General features: G+C 63.2%; 16 protein-coding genes, 1 tRNA gene and 1 riboswitch. Of the genes, 9 read left to right on the top strand and 8 right to left on the bottom strand.

Annotated features, from left to right (window positions below):
• Positions 1 to 42: 42 nt before the first annotated feature.
• A complete protein-coding gene (locus N008_RS10975; protein WP_044015970.1) occupies positions 43 to 1239 on the top strand; it encodes a class I SAM-dependent methyltransferase in 1197 nt (398 codons plus the stop codon).
• Positions 1240 to 1301: 62 nt separating this feature from the next.
• Here N008_RS10975 and N008_RS10970 read toward each other — a convergent pair whose 3' ends face one another.
• Positions 1302 to 1913, bottom strand: a complete 612-nt coding sequence (locus N008_RS10970) for a DNA-3-methyladenine glycosylase (RefSeq protein WP_044015968.1) — start codon at positions 1911 to 1913, stop codon at positions 1302 to 1304.
• A gap of 145 nt (positions 1914 to 2058) precedes the next feature.
• A riboswitch (cobalamin riboswitch) is annotated at positions 2059 to 2283 on the top strand.
• Between the two features lie 193 nt (positions 2284 to 2476).
• Here N008_RS10970 and N008_RS10965 point away from each other — a divergent pair.
• Positions 2477 to 4405, top strand: a complete 1929-nt coding sequence (locus N008_RS10965) for a TonB-dependent receptor plug domain-containing protein (RefSeq protein ID WP_156109242.1) — start codon at positions 2477 to 2479, stop codon at positions 4403 to 4405.
• Between the two features lie 36 nt (positions 4406 to 4441).
• Entirely contained in the window at positions 4442 to 5503 is a 1062-nt protein-coding gene (locus N008_RS10960; RefSeq protein WP_052381443.1) for a YncE family protein, read from the top strand.
• 82 nt (positions 5504 to 5585) lie between these two features.
• Here the strand turns inward: N008_RS10960 and N008_RS10955 are convergent, their stop codons facing one another.
• Complete coding sequence (locus tag N008_RS10955) at positions 5586 to 5855, bottom strand: hypothetical protein (RefSeq protein WP_044015964.1); 270 nt, start codon at positions 5853 to 5855, stop codon at positions 5586 to 5588.
• Between the two features lie 129 nt (positions 5856 to 5984).
• Here N008_RS10955 and N008_RS10950 point away from each other — a divergent pair, with 129 nt between their 5' ends.
• Together N008_RS10950 and N008_RS10945 are read left to right on the top strand one after the other, a co-directional pair.
• The gene (locus N008_RS10950; protein ID WP_156109241.1) at positions 5985 to 6335 is read left to right on the top strand and encodes a hypothetical protein; all 351 of its coding nucleotides are present in this window, start codon (positions 5985 to 5987) and stop codon (positions 6333 to 6335) included.
• Between the two features lie 51 nt (positions 6336 to 6386).
• Positions 6387 to 6911 carry a helix-turn-helix domain-containing protein gene (locus N008_RS10945; protein WP_052381442.1) on the top strand — a complete coding sequence of 175 codons (525 nt, stop codon included), beginning with the start codon at positions 6387 to 6389 and terminating at the stop codon, positions 6909 to 6911.
• A gap of 147 nt (positions 6912 to 7058) precedes the next feature.
• Here N008_RS10945 and N008_RS10940 read toward each other — a convergent pair whose 3' ends face one another.
• A complete protein-coding gene (locus N008_RS10940) occupies positions 7059 to 7649 on the bottom strand; it encodes a hypothetical protein (protein ID WP_156109238.1) in 591 nt (196 codons plus the stop codon).
• A 67-nt stretch (positions 7650 to 7716) separates the two neighbouring features.
• Here N008_RS10940 and N008_RS10935 point away from each other — a divergent pair, with 67 nt between their 5' ends.
• The gene (locus tag N008_RS10935) at positions 7717 to 10038 is read left to right on the top strand and encodes a B12-binding domain-containing radical SAM protein (protein ID WP_044015956.1); all 2322 of its coding nucleotides are present in this window, start codon (positions 7717 to 7719) and stop codon (positions 10036 to 10038) included.
• A gap of 127 nt (positions 10039 to 10165) precedes the next feature.
• On the opposite strand, the gene N008_RS10930 is transcribed toward N008_RS10935, so the two are convergent.
• From N008_RS10930 to N008_RS10920, 3 genes are all read right to left on the bottom strand, one after another.
• Positions 10166 to 11248, bottom strand: a complete 1083-nt coding sequence (locus N008_RS10930) for a hypothetical protein (RefSeq protein ID WP_156109234.1) — start codon at positions 11246 to 11248, stop codon at positions 10166 to 10168.
• 113 nt (positions 11249 to 11361) lie between these two features.
• Entirely contained in the window at positions 11362 to 11898 is a 537-nt protein-coding gene (locus N008_RS10925; RefSeq protein ID WP_052381441.1) for a GNAT family N-acetyltransferase, read from the bottom strand.
• 84 nt (positions 11899 to 11982) lie between these two features.
• The gene (locus tag N008_RS10920) at positions 11983 to 12225 is read right to left on the bottom strand and encodes a hypothetical protein (protein WP_156109232.1); all 243 of its coding nucleotides are present in this window, start codon (positions 12223 to 12225) and stop codon (positions 11983 to 11985) included.
• 209 nt (positions 12226 to 12434) lie between these two features.
• Between N008_RS10920 and N008_RS10915 the strand changes: the two genes are divergently transcribed.
• Positions 12435 to 12507: transfer RNA gene (locus tag N008_RS10915), tRNA-Gly, on the top strand.
• A 323-nt stretch (positions 12508 to 12830) separates the two neighbouring features.
• Here the strand turns inward: N008_RS10915 and N008_RS10910 are convergent.
• Together N008_RS10910 and N008_RS21600 are read right to left on the bottom strand one after the other, a co-directional pair.
• Positions 12831 to 13241 carry a response regulator gene (locus N008_RS10910; RefSeq protein ID WP_044015950.1) on the bottom strand — a complete coding sequence of 137 codons (411 nt, stop codon included), beginning with the start codon at positions 13239 to 13241 and terminating at the stop codon, positions 12831 to 12833.
• 33 nt (positions 13242 to 13274) lie between these two features.
• Entirely contained in the window at positions 13275 to 17078 is a 3804-nt protein-coding gene (locus tag N008_RS21600; protein WP_156109229.1) for a PAS domain-containing protein, read from the bottom strand.
• 1229 nt (positions 17079 to 18307) lie between these two features.
• On the opposite strand from N008_RS21600, the gene N008_RS10895 reads away from it, so the two are divergent.
• Both N008_RS10895 and N008_RS10890 read left to right on the top strand, forming a co-directional pair.
• Positions 18308 to 18736, top strand: coding sequence for a Fur family transcriptional regulator (locus tag N008_RS10895; protein ID WP_044015948.1), 429 nt, complete (start codon positions 18308 to 18310; stop codon positions 18734 to 18736).
• A gap of 293 nt (positions 18737 to 19029) precedes the next feature.
• Positions 19030 to 20229: a hypothetical protein gene (locus tag N008_RS10890; RefSeq protein ID WP_044015946.1), complete on the top strand. Its 1200-nt coding sequence runs from the start codon at positions 19030 to 19032 to the stop codon at positions 20227 to 20229.
• Positions 20230 to 20409 lie beyond the last annotated feature (180 nt).

Raw genomic sequence — 20409 nt, 5'->3', positions numbered from 1 at the left:
CGGTGGGCCAACCCCTGTTTACTAGTTTCGTAGGAGTACCACATGGAATTTCCGCTTCCCGCGGCGTCGCGTCAGTATGTGGCTAAGCACCTGCACGACGACCCCGCCCAGCTGGCGCTGCAAGCCCGCAAACACCCTGGCCTGCCCGTTCCGGAGCTGGTGCGCCAGATTCAGGCCCGCCAGAAAGCCCGCCTGAAAGTGCCCGCCTGGGCCGACAACCCTGACCTGGTTTTCCCGCCGACGCTGTCGGTGGAACAGGCTTCGTCTGCCCGCACGGCCGCTTTCAAGGCGGCGCTGGTGAGCGGGCAGCGCCTGGCCGACCTCACCGGCGGCTTCGGCGTAGACGTGTCGTATTTTGCTGAACGGATTCCCGAAGTGCACTACGTGGAGCGCAACGCGGCCCTGGCCGATGTGGTGCGCTTCAACCTCACGCACCTGGGCATCGAAAACGTGCAGTTTCATACGGCTGACGCGGTGCAGTTTCTGCGCAACACGCCCGACACGTTCGACTGGATCTACCTCGACCCGGCCCGGCGCGACACGGCCGCCCGCAAGATTTTCCGGCTGCAGGACTGCGAGCCGGATATTCTGCGCCTGATGCCGCTGTTGCTGCACAAAGGCCGCCGCGTGCTGCTCAAAACTTCGCCCATGCTCGATATCGAGCAGGCCATTCTGGAGCTGCGGCAGGTGCGGCAGCTGTGGGTGGTGGCCGTGGACAATGAGTGCAAGGAAGTGCTGTACGAGTTGGGCCCCGAGCCGGCCGTCGACCCCGAGCGCCACACTGTGAACCTGCTCCGCACCGGCCAGCAGCAGGACTTCCGCCTGAACCGGGCCCGCGAGGCCCGCGCCATCCCGCGCTACGCCGAGCCGCAGCAATATCTCTACGAGCCCAACGTGGCCATCCTGAAGGCGGGCGGCTTCCGCAGCATCGGTACGGCGTTTGAGCTGCTGAAGCTGCACCAGCACAGCCACCTCTACACCTCCGACACGCTGCACCCCGATTTCCCGGGCCGCATCTTCCGCATCCGGGCTACCGAGAAGTACGACGCCCAGGCCCTGCGCGCCCACCTCGGCCCCGAGGTCCGCGCCCATGTCACGACCCGCAACTTCCCCGACACCGTGGCCGAATTCCGCCACCGCACCGGCATCCGCGAAGGCGGCGACCTGTACCTGTTCGCCACCACCAATCTGGAAGGCAAGCTGATGGTACTGGTAACAGAGAAGCACAACGGCTTTTAGATACGCGCTAAAAGTCGTTCACAACATCCGTGAAATCCGGCTAATCCGCTGTAATCCGTGCTTCACTTGGCCTTGCTAGTCCAGGGGCTGCCGCTGATGCGGAAGCGCCAGGGCAGGCCGGCGGCTTCGGGGCCGGCGTAGGCGAGGCCCACGCGGGGGCTACTGAGCACGTCGGCTTCCGGCACCTGTTCGGCGTGGTCTTCAATCCAGAGCGTCTCGCCTTGCAAATCGGTGCCGGAGAGGGCCGGCGTGACGCCCAGCGCCTGGGTGAGCAGGCCGGGCCCGGCTGTGAGCTTGGCCGACACCGATTCCAGCCCGCGCCGCCGAAGCATAATATCCAGCCCCACCAGCGGCTCGATGGCGCGGATCAGGACGGTATCGGGCTTGTCGGCGTCGTTGGTGCTGATGTTGAACAGGGTGTGCCGCTGATACACCTGGTACAGGTAGGCGCGGCCGCCGGGCTCGTGCAGGGCGCGGCCGTGCGGGCCGCGGCGCTTCAGGTGCAGCTGCATCGACTGGTCGCCGTGGTGCGAGTAGGCCTCGGTTTCCACGATGCGGCCACCGGTCAGCTCGCCGTCGAGGCAGCTGAACAAATGCTTGCCCAGCAGGTCGCGGGCAATCTGCACGGGGTCGGGGCGGCGGTAGAAGTCGGGCGGGAGTTTGGGATGTAGCATATTTCGATGTAGCATAGGATTCAGCCTGCGTCGGGCGGCGGCAGCGGCGCAGGAGTGGTTTCGGTTTACGGTTGAGCTGATACGTTTTCTGCGGGAATTGTGGCGGCCGGCTGGGGGCACAGGCTGAAGCCTATGCTACAATCTGCTACCTTTGGGGCGTAGAGGTGGCCGGACCCCGATTGCGGGGCGAGGCTGAAAAGGGAATCCGGTTCAAAGCCGGAGCTGTCCCCGCAACTGTACGCTTCACGAATCGGCGCGCCTCAGCTGCCACTGTTTCTGAGAAGGTAACTCCAGCCGGAGTTGCCGGAGAAATGGGAAGGCGGCGCGCCAGAAGCAAGCCAGGAGACCTGCCTTTGCATTTCCCCATGTTCAGCGCCCTCGGTGGAAGGGCGGAGAATGATAGCAGTGGTGGCTTTCGGGCCGCCGGATTTTCCTGTTTTCGGCCTCGGCTGCGGCCCGGTTTTCGGCAACGAAAGCTGGCGTCGGAGTTCTGAACTGAATTTTCCTTGTCCGAAAATTTGGTTCAGCTAATCAACCTTCCTTTTGCGGCACGGCTCCGGCCAGTGCCCTTTCTGCTGCTTGGCGCAGCCTGCTGGGCCACGCCCGCCACGGCCCAGCAGACACCGTACGCCCTCGACTCGGTGCAGATGCTGCCGGCGGTGCGCGTGCAAGGCCTGCCGGCCACGCGCTTTGCTACCGGCACCCGCCGCACCACCCTCGACACGCTGGCGCTCCGGCAGGCCGGAGCCGGCACTTTGGCCGATGCGCTGTCGTTGCGCACGCCGCTTTACCTGAAAAACTACGGCCCGGGCCAACTGGCCAGCATCACGCTGCGCGGCACTTCGGCGCGGCATACGGCCGTGCTGTGGCAGGGCTTCAACATCAACCTGCCTTCCTTGGGCGAAGCCGACTTTGCGCTGCTGCCGGTGAGCGGTGCCACGCAGGTGGCGGTGCAGCACGGGCCGGCCGGCGCCACCTATGGCACCGGCGCCATTGGCGGCACAGTGCTACTGACTTCGCCGGTGCGCTGGGGGCAGGGGCTGCAGAGCCGCGTGCAGCTGGATGGCGGCAGCTTCGGGCTGGCCGCCGGCTCGGGCGAGGCTACGTTCAGCAACCAGAAACTTTCCATCCGGACGGCCGCCTCTTACCGCACCGCCCAGAACGACTTCCCGTACCGCGAGCCGGTGGGCCGCGAAAACGGCCGGCTGGTGTACGGCCCGACGCAGCGCCAGCAAAACGCCGCGCTGCGGCAGTGGAGTGTGGCCCAGGATGCCACGCTGCGGGTAGGCGAGCAGGGAGAACTCACGGCCGCCGTCTGGCTCACGGATGCCGACCGCCAGATTCAGGCCGCGCTGGGCTCGGTGAACCGCCACGCCCGGGAGCGGGACCAGAGCCGCCGCCTGCTGGCTGGCTACCGCCACGTGAGCAGCCGCCACGAAACGAGCGTGCGCGCCGCCTGGTTTGAGGACATCATCAACTACCAGGACGACGGCGTGCGCAGTGATTCGCGGGTGCAGACCAGCCAGGCGCAGGCCGAGCACACGTTCCGCTTTGCGCCCACGCTCAGTTTGCGGCTGGGAGGCGAAGCACAGCATTTCGTGGCCCACGTGGATGGCTACGAGGCGCCTACCGTGACCGAAAACCGGTTCAGCAGCTTCGGGCTGCTGCACTACGACCCGCTGCCGCGCCTGCAGCTCAGTTTGAACGTGCGGCAGGCCTTCATCAGCGGCCGGCGGCCCCCGCTCACGCCCACAGCCGGCGCCGAATGGCTGGCCTGGCAGCGCGGTACCCAGCAACTCAGCGTGAAAGCCAGCGCCTCGCGCAGCTACCGCGCCCCCACCCTCAACGAGCGGTTCTGGTACCCCACCGGCAAGCCCGACCTGCGCCCCGAAACCAGCCTGGGCTACGAGGCCGGCCTGCGCCACGAGGTGCGCCCCACTCCCACCCTGCTGCTCCAGACCGAGCTAACCGCCTTCCGGCAGCGCGTAGACGACTGGGTGCAATGGCTGCCCACCGACTTAGGCTACGCGCCCAACAACCTGCGGCAGGTACTGGCCCAAGGCCTCGAAGCCAGCAGTGAGCTGAGCTGGAAGCCCGGCCGCTACACCCTGGCCGCCCGCGCCGCCTACGCCTACACCAGCTCCCGCAAAGTGCGCGGCTATGCGCTCGACGAAGACCCGGTGGGCCAGCAGCTGGCCTACGTGCCGCTGCACACCGCCGCCTTCAGCACCGACCACAGCTGGCGCGGCTGGCTGCTGACCAGCGCCCTCACCTTCACGGGCTTCCGCTACACCACCGCCTCCGGCACCGATTTCCTGCCCTCCTACCTGCTGCTCAATGCCCAGCTGGGCCACGAGTTTCGGGTGGGGCGGGCCCGGCTGACGCCGCTGGTGCAGGGCTTCAACCTCGGCAACCTCCGCTACCAGAGCTACCAGAGCCGCGCCATGCCCGGCCGCTCGTGGGTGGCCAGCCTGCGCGTGGCATGGCGCTGATTGCGATTGTTTTCATCTTCCATTTTTCCCTTATCCATGTTCCATTTTCCTATGGCTACGCGCCGCTACGCGCTGCTCGGCGCCGCCTCTTTCCTAACTCTGGCCGTTACGTCCTGCGACCCGGACGACGAGGTAACGCCCTTTACGCCGCCCGTTACTACCCAGACGGTGTACGTGGTGAACGAGGGCCCTTTCCTGACCGGCAGCGGCTCGGTGAGCGTGTTCAGCAAAGCCACCAAAGCGGTGCAGAAAGACCCGTTCCTGGCCGCCAATGGCCGCGGTGTGGGCAACGTGCTGCAGTCGATGACCATTGTGGGCGACAACGCCTACCTGGTGGCCAACAACAGCAACTGGGTGGAAGTTGTGACGCTGGCTGATTTCAAGTCGGTGAAGAAGATTACGGGCCTCTCGCAGCCGCGCTACCTGGTGCAGGTGGCGCCGAATAAGGCCTACCTCACGGAGTGGCAGGGCAACTTCACAAGCGGCTACACGGCCGGCCGCGTGTCGGTGCTGGATCTGACCACCAACACCGTCACGAAAACCATTCCGGTGGGCGTCAACCCCGAACAGCTGACCGTGGCGGGTGGCAAAGTGTACGTGGCTAACTCCGACGGCAACACGCTCACCGTCATCAACCCCACCACCGATGCCGTGGAAGGCACCGTTACCGTGCCGGCCGGCCCCAAAAACGTAACCACCGACGCCAGCGGCAACGTGTGGGTACTCTCCGACGACTACACCGAGCCGCTGGCTTCGCTGGTGCGCTTCAGCCCGGGCACGCCTACCCAGCAAATCCGCATCACGTTTCCGGAAGACTACCGCAACGGCAACCTGCGCGTGAACGGCGCCGGCGACAAAATCTACGTGGGTTTGGCCACGGGCGTGTACCAGCTGCCCATCACGGCCACCAGCCTGCCCGCCACGCCGCTCATCCGGCGCAGCTTCTACGGCCTCGGCATCGACCCGCAGGACAACACCATCTACGCCGGCACGGGCAGCTTCTCGGCCGACGGGCGGGTGGTGCGCTTCTCGGCCACCGGCGCGCCTGTTGATTCATTCGCGGTGGGCATTGCGCCCAACGGCTTCCTGTTCAAATAAGCGGCACATAAACCGCCTGTTTTTCACGTAAACGGCCGGCCCTGAACAGGGCCGGCCGTTTGGCTGTGTATCGTTGCACAGGCTAGTCAGCAATGCCGTCTTTGTCGCGGTCTACGGCGTCGGCTGCTTTTTCATACTGCTGGCGGCCGGTGGGGTTGGCGGTGGTGTCGCGCTGCAGGCCGGCCGTAGCCGAGTCGGAGGTCGTTGTCTGGCCGGGGTCCGGGTCTTTCTTTTTGTAGGCACCGGTTTCCACGTTGGTATCGCCGGTGGAAGTACCGGTGTTGCAGGCAGTGAGCGAGGTGGCCAGCAGGAGGGCGGCGGCCAGCATGCCGGGGAGCGAAGGGCGTTTCATAGAGGACGGGATGAAGGTGTAGCGGTTCGGATGCAAGGTAAGCGAATGTTGGTACGGCGTCAATGGGCCCGCGTTGCAGCTGGCGCGTGAGAGCCGGAAACGGTATATTTGCTTTCCTGCCGCTTTACTATGCCCCAACCTTCGCTTTCCACTCTTCTTTCCGCGCAGTTGTTGCGCCGTGCCGGCATCATGGCTGGTGTGAGCTTCGGGCTGGCGCTGGCGTTGGTCGGCTACCTGTTCGGGTTTGCCGACGATGATTATTTCAGCCGCCTGTTCCGTGCTTTTTTCGTATTTTTCTGGCTACTGTCCGTAACCTTTCTGGCAGTAGTTCCCTTTGTGAGTTGGGCCGTGGCCAAGTGGCTGGCGCCGCCGGAAGGCACCCCGCCCGCAGAAGCCAGCCGCAAGCCCCGAAACGCCCCGGCTTCGACAACCGTTCGTAAACCTACGCGTACAGTAACGCGGTCAGAAAAAACTTTATAACCCGTGAAAACAACGCTGCTTCATATCAAGAACATGGTTTGCCCACGTTGCGTGGAAGCCGTTCGTACCGTGCTCGAAAAAGCCGGCTACCACCCTACTGAAGTTACGCTGGGCCAGGCGCTGCTGGAAGAAGACACCCCGGCCGACCTCGCCGCCGTGGCTCCCTTGCTGCGCGAAGCTGGCTTCGACGTGCTGATGGGCCGGGCTGAACAAATGACCGAGCAAATCAAGGCCGCGCTGGGCGAGTACCTGGAGCATCTGCGCACAGCGCGCATGCCCCTCACCACCTCTGCCTTCCTCACCGACCGGTTTGCCGCCACGTATTCGCACCTGAGCAAGGTGTTTTCGCGCACGGCCAACCTCACGATTGAAAAGTACCTGATCCGTCTGAAAATTGAGCGCGTGAAGGAAATGCTGAGCTATGGCGAAATGACGCTCAGCGAAATTGCCGACCACATGCGCTACAGCTCCGGCCAGCACCTGAGCAACCAGTTCCGCCAAGTGACCGGCTACTCCGTGAGCGAATTCCGCCGCGAGCTGCTGCCCAAGCGCATCGCCCTCGACCAGCTGGCCTAGCGCCTCGTGCCGCCCCGTTGCGGTGCGGCTTTATAGCTACATGACTTTTATAGCCGGGGTATCGAACAGGCTTCTGTTCGATACCCCGGTTTTTTTGTGGCTTGTGCGGAGCAGCAGCCCGTTTGGTCCCGAAGATGCAGACCCGGTTTATTGGAGCGTAGGTTCAGCGGCTTCCCCTTCATCGTTGCGTGTCAGGTCGCCGGTATTATTCTGAATGATGGGCGAAACGTCGAATTCAACGGGGTAGCCCTGCGGGCTTCCCAGCAGGTTGCTTCCCTGGCGGAAGTCGTTGCCTTCCACCTGCACTTCGGCTTCATACCAGCAGTCGAAGAAATTGACGAAGCCGTTGAAGATGTTGTTTTGCAGCAATACCTGAAAACCAGGTTTATTGTGGCCTCCGGCATGGAAATCTAGGTAATGATCGAACGTGCAGTCTGCCATGGTCAGGCCCTGCAGGAAGTAGGCGAACAGGAATTCGCAGCGCCCGAATCGGGAGTTTAGCAGCCGCACCGGCTGCCGGTAGCTCATGGCGGGGCCGGACAGCTCGTCCACCCAGCAGTTTGCTATTTCCACCGGATAGTCGATGTATTGATATTCGCATAGCGCCAGCGTGCCCACAATGTGGTAGCCACGCACCGGGCGCCCGGCCTGCAGCCACTCAAGCGCGGCGGCAGCCGGGAGCTTCGGCAGTAAGTCTGGAGAAGATATGGGAGCCATAAAGTGCGGGTCGGTCAGCAAAATAACACAACGCATTGGGCCGTACCTTTGCGGGCACCTTTGCTGCCGGTTGGCGGTTGTTGTTCCCGTGCCTACTTCTTCGCTCCGCATCCTGCTCATTACGCCGCCGCTCACGCAGCTCAACACCCCCTACCCGGCCACGGCCTATATCAAGGGGTTTCTGGGCGCGCGCGGCTACAGCGTCACGCAGGCCGACCTGGGCCTGGAGCTGGTGCTAAAGCTGTTTTCGAAGCCGGGCCTGACGCGGGTGTTCGACGCCATTGCAGCCGGCTCATTTTCGCTTTCCGACAACGCCCGCCGGATGCTGCGTCTGCGCCAGAGCTACCTGAGCACCATCGAGCCGGTGGTGCGCTTTCTGCAGAACAAGGATAACACCCTCGCGCCCCGCATCTGCCACAGCCGCTTCCTGCCCGAAGCCAGCCGCTTCGACAACATCGCCGACCTGGAAACGGCCTTCGGCACCATGGGCCTCACCGACCAGGCCCGGCACCTGGCCACGCTCTACCTCGAAGACCTCGGCGACCTGATCAAGGAAACCGTAGGGCCGCAGTTCGGCTTTTCGCGCTACGCCGAGAAGCTGGCCATGTCGGCCACCACGTTTGATGCGCTGCACGAGGCGCTACAGGCCCCGCCCAACCTGCTCGACCAGATGCTGCAGGAGTTAGTAGATGAGTTGGTGGCGCGGGTGCAGCCTGATGTGGCCGGCTTCACGGTGCCCTTCCCCGGCAACCTCTACGGCGCCCTGCGGCTGGCCGGCCGCATCAAGCAGTTCAGCCCCCACACCCGCACCCTGATGGGCGGCGGCTACCCCAACACCGAGCTGCGCCAGATCCGGGAGCCGCGCTTCTTCGACTACATCGACTACCTGACGCTTGACGACGGCGAAGGCCCGTGGCTGCGGCTGCTGGAGTATTTGAACAGAAAAGAAGAACGTCATGCTGAGCTTGCCGAAGCATCTCTACCGCTGGCTAATCTATCGTTTGGCAACGAAGCGGTAGAGATGCTTCGGCAAGCTCAGCATGACAGTCCGAGAGAGCAGACGGACGTTCCGGAGTTCCATCCCCTACCCTTCCAGCGTACCTTCCTGCGCAATGCGGCTGGCGAGGTGGAGTACATCAACCAGCCGTTTCCGGATATTCCGCACCCCGAGGTGGGCACGCCGGACTATTCGGATTTGCCTCTAAGCGAGTATCTGTCGGTGATTGAGGTGCTGAACCCCATGCACCGGCTCTGGAGCGACGGGCGCTGGAACAAGCTCACGGTGGCGCACGGCTGCTACTGGAAGCGCTGCTCGTTCTGCGACGTGACGCTGGACTACATTTCGCGCTACGAAACTGCGCCCAGCGCCTTGCTGGTGGACAGAATCGAGCAGATCATTGCCCAAACCGGCCAGACCGGCTTCCACTTCGTGGATGAGGCCGCGCCGCCGCTGGCTTTGCGCGATTTGGCCATCGAGCTGCTCAAGCGCCGCGTGAACATTACGTGGTGGGGCAACATCCGCTTCGAGAAAACCTTCACGCCCGATCTGTGCCGCCTGCTGGCCGCCTCGGGTTGCATTGCGGTGAGCGGCGGCCTGGAAGTGGCTTCCGACCGCCTGCTGGCCCTTATGGAAAAGGGCGTCACCATTGCGCAGGTGGCCCGCGTCACGGACGGCTTCACGCAGGCCGGCATCATGGTGCACGCCTACCTGATGTATGGCTTCCCAACGGAAACCGCCCAGGAAACCGTGGACAGCCTGGAAGTGGTGCGGCAGCTGTTCGAGGCCGGCATTGTGCAGAGCGGCTACTGGCACCGGTTTTCGATGACGGCGCACTCGCCCGTAGGCAAGAACCCCGCGAAATACCAGGTGGCCGCCACCGGCCCCGAGCCCGGCCCCTTCGCCTGGAACGACCTCTGGCACGACGACCCCACCGGCACCGACCACGAGCAGTTCGGCCCCGGCCTGGCCAAGGCGCTCTACAACTACCTGCACGGCGTGGCCCTGCACGAGCCGCTTAGCTTCTGGTTTGATTTCCGGGTGCCTAAGTCCACGGTGCCGCGCCAGCTGATTCAGAAGGCACTGCAGGAGCCCGGCAAGCCGGATTTCGCCAAGCAGAATCAGCGGCTGTTCTGGCTGGGCAACGCGCCGGAGCTGCGGCAGGAAAACATCAAGAAAGGCCCGCGCGCGGTGCTCACCTTCTACGAGCAGGCCGAAGACTTCGAGGTGTCCGTACCGCCCGCCCTCGGCCCCTGGCTGCACGCCCTGCTCACCCGTCTCACCACCGACTACGACACCAAAGTGCTGCTAAAGGAAGTAACCCAGAGCTTCCCGGCCGGCCACTCGTTCGAGCGGTTTCTGGAGTCGGCGGCGTGGCTGACGTTGCGCGAGAAGGGGCTGCTAGTGCTGTAGTAGCGCGAACTTTGTAGTTCGCGTCCTCGCGCCATTTGCAGGCTTGCGTGTTGCGTCTTCGTATCAATAGGGCCGTTCCAGCGGCGTGGGGGCGCGAACTACAAAGTTCGCGCTACTGTGTGGCCGGCTATTTCAGCCAGTCTTCAATAGCGGTGAGGTAGCCGGGGGCGGCGGCGGGCCAGGTCCATTTGCCGTCGGGGCTGGTGCGGCCGGGCAGCACGAAGCGGGCGTTGGCTTTCGGGAAGATGCGCACTTGGGTACCGCGGCGCCCGCCCACGGCGTTCCGCAGACGGCGGGCACTGTCTTTCACGTTCAGAGAGGTATCAGCGGCGGCGTAGAGACCCAGCACCGGCACCCGACGCTGGCCGAGCTGCTGCAGCGGCCGGGCCTCGTCGGCAGACGTCACCGACACGTTTTCCAGCACCAAAAAGGCGGCCCGCGGCTTGGCCAGCGTGGCGGCCGGCACGGCGATGGCAGCGGCAGCGCCCCGGGCCCACATGCCCACCCGCAGCGTATCCACGGCCGGGTGCCGGCGTAGGGCCTGCACGGTAGCGGCGGCGGCCTGCAGCGCCACTGAGTCGGCCGGCGAGCCGGCGGCTACGGCCACTACTGTCGTCACGAAGCCCTGGCGGGCCAGCTGGTCGGCGCGGAGGCGGGCAGCGGCCTGGTGGGTGTCGTCGGCGAACAGGGCTATGGCGGGGTGGTTGCTTAGCGTATCGGTGGGCACCAGCACCAGCAGGGCGAGCCGACTGGCGGGCACCTGCAGCGTATCCATCTGGTAGGGGCGCGGCTGGGCTTTGCCGCGGCGCACCCATACAAAGTCCGTCCGGATGCTGTCGAGCGTGAACACGCCCCGCAGAAAATCGCCTTCCCGCACCGCCGACACCTGCATGCCGCCGGGCGTACCATCCTGCTCAAACAGCAGCTGGGGCTCCGCGTAGCGCGCCGTTTCCACCGGAAAGCTCAGCCCTTCCTCCTGCGGAAAGCGCATATCGGCTTCCAGCTGGCCGGCACCGGTTTCGCGCAGCTCCAGCACGGCCGCCAGCTCGGTACCCTGGTACGCCACGGTGCCCTCGTAATGCCCGGTGGGCAGGGCCACGGCGGCCCCGCTGCCCGCATCCGACGAGCAGCCCGCCAGCAGGGCCACGGGAGCAGCCCACAGCAGGAGTCGGGACCAGAAAGAAGCGGTGGCTGGCAGAGGAAGGTTCACGCGAACAACTAAGTAGCAGATAGGCAAAGGTAGAGCAGCGTCGGCATTCGGTTTTCGGCAGGCGCTGCCGGCCTGTTTTCTGCCGGCAGGCAGCCAAATGCGCAGCGCGCAGTTTACAGGCCTTTGCGCAGAATCAGGTCGTTCTGCACGTCGTTACCGAGCCGGAATTCGTGCTGGCCGGCGGCCTTGAAGCCGAAACGGCGGTAGAACTCCAGCGCCCGGTCGTTCTTTTCCCACACGCCCAGCACCACGGCGCGGCACTTCTGCTCGCGGGCTTCCTCGATGGCGCGGCGCATCAGGGCGGCGCCCAGGCCGGTGCCGGTCCAGTCTTCCAGCACGTAGAGGCGCTCAATCTCCAGGCGCTCTTCCGGCACTTTGCCTTCCACCTGCCCCAGCGTGGAGTGCAGGCGCAGCTTGGCATAGCCTACCAGCTGCTGCTGCATGCGGGCCAGCAGGAAGATGGTATCGGGGTCGTTCAGCTCGGCCAACTGCAGCTCGGGGCTGAAGGTAGCATCCAGGTAAGACGCCATATCGGCGGGGTCGTTGGCGGCGGCGAAGGTGTCGTGGAAGGTCTGGCGGCCCAGGCTGGCGAGCTGGGCGGCAGCCTCGGCAGTGCGTTTGGCAACGGTGATGGTAAGCGGCGAAGACATGGCGGCTGGATTCGGGCTGGATTCAGGAAGACGGCAAAGGTACGCCGGCCGGAATTGCGGGCCGCTACCAGCCGGCCCCGCGGGCTAGCCCTGCCTGTCGTTTTCCGGACGCCAGGTGTGCCAGCCATACCGCAGCAGCAGTCCGCTGCCCACCAGCAACAGCATACTCATCAGCAATTCACGGTTGTAGATGGCGGCGGTACCGGCCTGTTTGTAGGCATAGTAGGTGATACCCATTCGCAGGAAAAACGCAACCAGCAGCATAAAACCAGCCAGCACCGTCATCATACCCACAATGCGGCGCGTAACGGGAGGCAACGGAGGCATAGGCAATTTACAGGGCGGTAAAGTGAAGATAAACAGCCGGAATCAAACTGGATAAACAAGAATTCCGCACCGGCATTCCGAACAATAACAGCGCCTGTGCCGATTCAGTGCCGTTTCCGGCCTGAGTCACTTTGCCAGCCGTAGCAGCGGCCACGGCCAGCGGTTGCAATTTGATTTCTGCCGCGTATTTTTGCCTCACCAAGCATCAAGCGAGAGTAGCTCAGTTGGTAGAGCATCAGCTTCCCAAGCTGAGGGTCGCGAGTTCGAACCTCGTTTCTCGCTCATTGCAAAACAGCCACTTAGACACAAGTCTGAGTGGCTGTTTTGTTTTCGGTTTAAGCAGTAGGGCGCTTAAAGCAAATTCTAAGAACGGCGCCACCATTACCGCCTGCGCTGCAACTACCTAGTGGCAACTTTGCCTGCGCTTCCGTGCACCGTGGTCTTGGCGGCCCTGGCTTCGTGGTGTGCTCCACCCTCATGCTCACCGGGCAGCCGACTACTTAGCTTTGTATTGGCTAGCTGAGGCTATTGTGCAGGAACGCGCATTTCACTCTGTGTTCTTCGGACCTCTCCAGATGTGAAGGTTACGGCCGTCCCACCAGTTGCTAGGCCTCTGGCAGTTGGCGCTGAAAATGCAGCTGAAGCAGCGTGTCAATTTTGTCCCGATTCAGGGGCTTGCTGACAAGTCCGGCAATGGGCAGCTCGTTGATGCGGCTCAGGTCGTGCGAATCCATGGAGGTGGTCAGCACCACAATGACCGTGGCGTCCTGCTGGGCTTGTGGGAGCTTGCTGTAGGCTTCCAGAAACGCAATACCGCCCATGCCAGGCATGGCCACATCAAGCAGCAGCAGCGTAGGCACGTAGGGCGGGGGCTGTGTGAGTAGAGCCAGCGCCTGTTCGCCGCTCGTCGCGATTTGGACCTGGGTGCTTACCTGCAGCTTAGTGAGCAGGATTTCGTTGACAAAATTGGTGGTTTCGTCGTCATCAACCAGTAGGATGTGCGGTAGTTTTTCCATTTGCAGAGTAGTAGGAAGAGGAAATGCCCGGCGCTAGGCTGCGGGCAGAGTCACGGTGAAAGTAGAACCGACGCCGGGCTGACTCTCGACAGTAATGGTGCCCCCGGCCAGCTCAATCATGCGCTTAATCAGGTAGAGGCCCACGCCCGAGCCTTCAACGTGCGTGTGCAGCCGCCGAAACATGGTGAACAGCTGCCCCTGCTGCTGCGCGCTCAAGCCCAAGCCGTTGTCCTGCACAGCGAGCACGAAACGGCCCGCCGCGCACTGCGCCCGCACCTGCACGTGCGGCACGCGGTCAGGGGCGCGGTACTTGACTGCATTGCTGAGCAGATTGAAGAGAATGCTGCGCAGGTGCTTAGCGGGCACGCGCACACCGGGGCAGGCGGGCACGTGCAGGTGCAGCTCGGTATGCGTGCTTTCCAGCAGGGCCCACAGGTCCAGGCGCACATCTTCCAGAATGTCGGCCACGTCCACCTCCTCGGTTATCGGCCCCGTGCTGTGCTGCAGGCGCGCCACATCGGTGAGGTGGGCCACCGTCTGCTGAAAGCGCCGGATGGCCCCTTCCATCATGCCCACCAAGCGCGGCACCATCGGCTCCTGCTCGTGCGAGGGCAGGTAGTCCCGCAAGGCATCGAGCAGGCCTTCAATGTTGGCAATGGGCGCTTTCAAGTCGTGCGAGGCAGCGTATACAAACGTATCGAGGTCGGCGTTGGTGCGCGTGAGCTGGGTGTTGGCGTCATGCAACTCCTCGTTGGTTACCTGCATTTCCTGGTTGCTGGCGGCCAGCGCTTCGTTGAGCGCCTGCACCTGCTGCCGGGCCAGCACCTGGGCCGTGACATCAAAGGCGAAGATGGAAATGCCCGCTACCTGGCCGTTTTCGCGGTAGGCCTGGTAGGTGAAGGTGAAGTAGACCGTGTGTGCCGACTGGCCATCGGCGGATGCCGTGGTGAAGGGTACATCCTTCACATCGTAGGTTTCACCCGTTTCATAAACGTGGTCCAGCCGGGTGACTAAGCCTTGCGCTTGGGCTTCGGGTGCGGCCTCGGCCAGGTCGCGGCCCAGCAGTTGGCGGCCCGGAAACAGCGCTTGGTAGGCAGGGTTGACGTATTCGAAGCGGTGGCCGGGACTGCGCAGCAACGCCACGAGCGCCGGGGTTTGCTCAAATATCTGGTAAAAGGCTAGGCGCTCGGCCGCCTGGTGCTGGGCGACGGCCAGCAATTGCGCCTGCATGGCCTCGGCCTGCCGACGGGTACGCACCTGCTCGGTCACATCCACGGCAAATACCAGCAGGCCCCGGGTCTGGCCGTGCTCGTCGGGCATGGGCTGGTAGGTGAAGTCGAGGTAGTGCTGCACGGGCGGCTGGCCGGACTGAGCCAGCAGCACGGCTATTTCCTTGCCCTCAAATGTCTGGGCGGTGTGGTACACGTTGTCTAGCAGCTCGGTGAAGCCTTGTTCGGCCACCTCGGGCAGTACTTCCGCCACCGTCCGGCCCACGGTGGCGCGGCCATCCACCAGCTGCTGATAGCGGTTATTGGCGAACGTGAAACGGTGCTCTGGCCCTTGTAGCGTGGTAATGGCGGCGGGCACTTGCGCCAAAATCTGGTTGAGCAGCCGCTGGTTGTCGGCCAGCTCCTGGGTGCGGGCCAACACGCGGGCCTCTAGCTCCTGGTTGAGCTGCTCCATCTGCCGGCGGGCCAGCACCTGGTCCGTAACTTCGGTGGCCACCACCATAGCCCCGTCAATTCGACCATCGGCCGCATACAGGGGCACGTAAACAAAGTCCCAGTAAACGGTATCCAGGTGTCCATCCCGCTCGTGCTGGGCTTCCATGGCGTGGGCAACGTAGGGCACGCCGGTGGCCATCACCCCGTCAAGCAGTTGCTCGTAGCCCAGCCCGGCTACTTCAGGCAAGGCCTCAAACAGACCTTTGCCGATGAGCTGCTCCTGGGTGCGCCCCCAGAGCCGGGCCACTGTGGCGTTGGCCAGCTCAATGACGTAGCGCGGCCCCCGGTACACGGCAATGGCGACCGGGGCTTGCTCGAAGACCCGCTCCAGCTCCCCACGCTGGCGCTCAGCCGCGGCCCGGGCCTCCTGGGCTTCCTGGGTGCGCACCTGCACGTGGGTTTCCAGCTCCTGGTTGATCTGCTCGACCTGCTGACGGGCCAGCACCTGCTCGGTAATGTCGGTGACCAGCGTGTAAAAGCCCCGCAATTCGCCGCCCTGCACATCGGGCACGTAGCTGGTGCGGATGTACTTGACGAAGCCCTCCCGGTAGGGCATGCGCGACTCGAAATCGAGCCGCTCACCGGCCAGGGCGCGGTCAATGTAGGGCTTGACGTTGGCATACGCGGCCTCGCCGACAATATCGCGCACGGCGTGCCCCAGCAGGGCTTGAGGGTCTTGGTTGAACCAGGCGCGGTACGCCTCGTTGGTGAACCGATAACGCTCTTCCCGGTCGAGGTAGCCGATGAGCACGGGCAGCGCGTCGGTGAGCAGGCGCAGCCGCTGGGCATCGGCTTCGGCCTGCTGGCGGGCGCGCACCCGCTCCGTTACGTCGTAGGCATAGGTGATGAAACCGTCAATCTCGCCCTGCTCGTTTCGGCGGGGCAGGTAGGTCAGGTCGAAATAGATGTCTTCGAGGGAGCCATCGGCCGTGCGGGCCAACGGCACCAGCACTTCGGTGCCCTGAAACGGCTCCCCCGTGTCGTATACCCGGCGCAGAATGTCGAGCAATGGTTGGTCTGCAAGCTCAGGAAAGACCGCCAGCAAGGGCCGGCCCAGCAGCGGCTGGCCGGGAAATATGGCCTGGTAGCCCGGATTGACGAACTGGTAGACCCACTCCGGCCCGTCGAAGATACAGATGGCGGCCGGGGCCTGCCAGAGCAGCTGCTCCTCCTGCCGGCGCTGGCGCTCCGCGGCCAGGCGGGCTTGTTCCAGCTGCTGGGTGCGCGCCTGCACGCGGGCCTCCAGTTCCTGGTTGAGTTGCTCCACCTGCCGGCGGGCCAGCACCTGCTCTGTTACGTCGGTAGAAAAATCCAGCAGGCCGGTGACGTGGCCGTGGGCATCTCGCAACGGATGATACAGCAGGTTAATAAACACTTGTTGCGGGGGTGTCCCTTGGCCTGCGAAATCCAGCCACAGTTCCTGCTCGGGCGCGTAGTGGGGCTCACCCGTCTGGTACACCTGGTCCATCAGGGCCAGGATGCCCTGCTGCTCGGCCTCGGGCAACACCTGGCGAATAGGATGCCCCAGCAGCCGCGGCGGCTGGGAAAAATAACGCTGGTAGGCCGCATTAACGAAGTGATACACGTGCTCGGGGCCGTGGTAGGTTGCTACCTGAGCGGGCAGTTGTTGCAGCACCTCGTAAAAGCGCTGGCGCTGCTGCTCGGCTTCGGCACGGGCCGCCAGCGCCTCGGCCTGGCTTTCGCGCAAGGCCTGCTCCACCGGGCTGCGGGATTGGTCGGCCGTGTCGGTGAAGCTGACGACCAGCATCTCCCCGCTGCGCCGGGCCGCCACGTGGAAGTAGTTGTCGAAGCCGTCGGCCTGGTAGTTGAAGTGGTAGACACCTGCCTCACCCGTCTCGAATACCTGCCGGTAAAACTCAAATGTGCCGTTAACGAAGAGGTCGGGGAAGCGGGTGCGGGTCGTGCCGCCGGGCTGCTCAGGCAGGCCGGTCATGCGCTGCGCGGCCGGGTTAAGGTATTCCAGGGCGAAGTCGTCTAGCTCGCCCGTAGGGCCGTAGAGCGGCCGCAGCAGGTTCATGCCAGTCAACGAGACGGCCAGTACGTCGCGAAGCAGGTCGACCGAAGAAACAGTGTCAGGTAGAGAATACGTCACCAAGAACAGCGCGAATGGTGAATGGACAGAAACAAGCAGCCCGCGCAGGGAGCTTGCCAAACCAATTTTTGGCGAAAAGCCCCAGGGCAGGCAGAGAGTTCAACGGGCAGTATGAATTTCACCAAAAGTAGCTGTATGGCAAGTAGCAAAGGCTGTTTGACAGCGGATGGCGCGAGCCAGGGAGTAAGGCGCCTTCTCCACGACGGGCAATGCAGCCAGCATATCGTGCGCAATAACCCGGATAGGGCACATTCCTCATCTCATTGCCGCCATTTTGTGGTGCACGAGAATGGGCAAGGTTAGAGCAGCAAGGTCAGGATCCGGCGCAATTCCTGCTGCCGAACACCCGCTTCGGCCGGTAGTTTTGTCAAGTACGTGAGCAACTCCGTTGCCGATGGCACCACGTCACCTCGGGTAGAGCGGGCAGGCCACTGCGCCGGCGGCCACATTTCCACGATGTACGTTAGCTAGTCCGCTATCCGGTTCAGGCGGGCAAGCCGGTACGGATGCAATGGAAGCAGTTGCAGCAACTCTCCCCGTAGCGTGTGCAGCAAAGGAATGAGCGTGGCAACAGAGGGGTTGGCAGTAGCCGTAAGGGTATTGGATGGGAGCATAGCAAAACCGTAGTTGGGCGCTATACTGGAAATTGGACGGGAAGGATATTGTCGAGTTTATGGCCAACATCCGTCTATGGTTCTTAGGAAGTGCCAGCCGCTAGTCAGGCAACGTCCCGCCTCTTTTACCAAGCCCTCATCACCGCACTGCTGGGGGTGAGCATCGACAGCAGCCTCTTCCAACCTGCCTGGAGGAACAACGTGCGCGAGAAAAGCGGGGTGTACTTCCGCCTCCTCATCATTGCTGGCCTCAGATGGATTGTTATTCGGATGAAAAGCTGCTGTTACGGCAGCCGTTGCCTAATGCACCTACATGCTACTTTGCCTTCCAGCCCCGGGGAGGCAGCGTGTTTTGCTGGCTGGTGTAATGAGCCGATGATGCAGCTGCGTTGCGGGAATGTCGGGCTAACCAGCGTGACGTATGCTGCTCTGGTAATAGAATCAGCTTTGCTGGTACAATCGTAAGCCAAGAGTTGCTACTAATCTGCAGCCTGCGTTCTACCCTATCGTGCTGCATCGGCATACGGCCCGTTCCAACTTCGTTACTTTTGTGGCGGTTACGCTGTTGTAACCGGGGCGCACCGTTGCGCCTCTTTGCCTCCGCTGCCCCTGCCCATGACCTCCCCCGACCGCCTTGCCCAGACGTTAAGCAAACACGGCCTTCGCCAGACCCCCGTGCGCAAAGCGGTGCTACAGGTGCTCTCGGAGGCTACGTACGCGCTGTCCGGCGGGGAAATCGAGCAGCTGCTGCCCCCCGATACCGACCGTATCACGCTCTACCGGACGCTGAAGTCGTTCGAGGAAAGCGGCCTGATTCACCGCGTGATTGACGCTTCCGACATCATCCGGTATGCTTCCTGCTCCATTGAGTGCAGCGCCCAGGCCCACTTCGACAACCACGTGCACTTCAAGTGCACGGCCTGCCAGCACATCTTCTGCCTCAACCAAGTGGCCATTCCGGCCGTGACGCTGCCAGCCAAGTTCGAGGCCCAGACCCGCGACTATCTGCTGTCCGGCACCTGCCGCGAGTGCCAGCCTTCCTAAACCACCTGGCCGCCGGCGGCAGATGCCGCGCGGTGAATAGCCGGCGGTAAACATTTCAATATGTGCCAGATAACCCTGTGCCGGCCCGCAGTCGGCGCGGTGCTTTTATGCTCGACTCTTATATTGAAACATTGCTTCAATATAATTAACTTAACTGACGATTACCTATCAGTAAAATAGGAGCATAAACATCTCTTGAATTTAAAAAGACACTAATTTTCATGTTTTATATTTTGCAACAATGTTTCGTTTAATAGTTTTGCAGCATCATTCATCCTTTCAGCTGCGGCGCTATGAAGCACAAACTGCTCTACCCTTTGCTGGCCGTTCTCTCGGCCGGCGCATTTACCTCCTGCGACAAGTCGGACGATGAGCCGGCCAAGCCGGAAACCGAGAGTGCCTTTGCCCGGGTGCTCGTCACCGACAAAACCAGCACGGCCGTGACCCTGCTCGACCCCGCCAAAAACGAGCAGAGCGCTTTTACGTCCTCGTTCGGGGGCAGCGCCGTGTACGCCTCGTCTTCGGGGCGCTGGGCGGCAGTGGTCAGCACCGCCAACAGCCTGGTGGAGTTCTTCGACACCGGCATTGAGCGCCACGACGAGCACGTGCACGTGAAAGGCACGCCCAAATGGGGCCTGACCAAATCCACGGCACCCACGCCCAGCCACGTGCTGGCCTCGCACAACAAGTTCAGCCTCTTCAACGACGGCAACGCCTCCATCAGCTACGTGGAGGAAGGCCAGCTGCACACGCTACCGGCTCCGGCCAACTTCGCTACCGGGGCCGCCCACCACGGCGCCATGATTCTGTTCGATAACGGCAACTACGCCGTGACGCACAAAAACAACACGGTGGCCGGCTCGCTGCCCGAGCAGGTGAAAATCGTGAATGTGCAGGGCGCCGTGGTCAACGCCCCCACCATCGCCACACAAGGCATCCATGGTGACGCCGGCGACGGGCAGCAGGCGCTGTTCGGGGCGCCGGACGGGGTGCTGGTCATCCGGCAGACCGGCGAGCAGCGGCTGATTCCGTACCCGGCCGGGGCGGGTTCCAACTGGCTCTCGACCATCTACTACGCCAAAAAGGCGCGCACTTTCCTGGGCTCGCGCAACAACTACGGCGTGTTCCGCATCGACCCCGCCAGCAACACCATGACGCAGGTTGGCAGCACCGCCAAGTTTATTCGGGTAGCGCTGGATGAGGAAGGCGAAAACGTGATGATTCTGGACGAGGACGGCACCCTGAGCCTCTACGACGCGGCCACCGGCACGCGCAAGGCCAGCCGCTCGCTCAGCAGCGTGCTCGATGCTAAAACGGCCACCCCGTATCTGGCTGCCAGCCGCCGCTACGTGTATGTGTCCAACGCGCCGCAGGGCAAGGTGCATATGCTGCGCAAGGTAGACCTAGCCGACAAGCAGACTTTCAGCGTGGCTGGCCAGCCGCTGCGCCTGGCGCTCATCGGGGCCGACGTGGACAGCGAAGACGGCCACTAGGCCTCAGGCGGCCTGACAAACCGCGCCTCAAGCAGAAAAGCCCCCTTGTTCCGCCGGTTGGAACGAGGGGGCTTTTCTGCTTGAGGCGCGGCAGCCGCCGGGTTTCGAGCGGCTGCTCGGCCACGCTTAACCCGCCCAGCAGCGCTTGGCCAGCCGTGGGCTGCAGAAACTCCAGAAACA

The sequence above is a fragment of the Hymenobacter sp. APR13 genome (assembly GCF_000737515.1).
GTDB lineage: Bacteria > Bacteroidota > Bacteroidia > Cytophagales > Hymenobacteraceae > Hymenobacter.
Note: the sequence above shows the minus strand (reverse complement) of the source record. Positions and strands in the feature narration are given on the sequence as shown.

Excerpts from the sequence above, each read along its gene's own strand:
- N008_RS10895 (WP_044015948.1), top strand. The coding sequence starts at position 18,308 with ATGACCTCCCCCGACCGCCTTGCCCAGACGTTAAGCAAACACGGCCTT.
- N008_RS10890 (WP_044015946.1), top strand. The coding sequence starts at position 19,030 with ATGAAGCACAAACTGCTCTACCCTTTGCTGGCCGTTCTCTCGGCCGGC.
- N008_RS10920 (WP_156109232.1), bottom strand. The coding sequence starts at position 12,225 with ATGCCTCCGTTGCCTCCCGTTACGCGCCGCATTGTGGGTATGATGACG.
- N008_RS10970 (WP_044015968.1), bottom strand. The coding sequence starts at position 1,913 with ATGCTACATCCCAAACTCCCGCCCGACTTCTACCGCCGCCCCGACCCC.
- N008_RS10975 (WP_044015970.1), top strand. The coding sequence starts at position 43 with ATGGAATTTCCGCTTCCCGCGGCGTCGCGTCAGTATGTGGCTAAGCAC.
- N008_RS10925 (WP_052381441.1), bottom strand. The coding sequence starts at position 11,898 with ATGTCTTCGCCGCTTACCATCACCGTTGCCAAACGCACTGCCGAGGCT.
- N008_RS10960 (WP_052381443.1), top strand. The coding sequence starts at position 4,442 with ATGTTCCATTTTCCTATGGCTACGCGCCGCTACGCGCTGCTCGGCGCC.
- N008_RS10910 (WP_044015950.1), bottom strand. The coding sequence starts at position 13,241 with ATGGAAAAACTACCGCACATCCTACTGGTTGATGACGACGAAACCACC.
- N008_RS10955 (WP_044015964.1), bottom strand. The coding sequence starts at position 5,855 with ATGAAACGCCCTTCGCTCCCCGGCATGCTGGCCGCCGCCCTCCTGCTG.
- N008_RS10950 (WP_156109241.1), top strand. The coding sequence starts at position 5,985 with ATGCCCCAACCTTCGCTTTCCACTCTTCTTTCCGCGCAGTTGTTGCGC.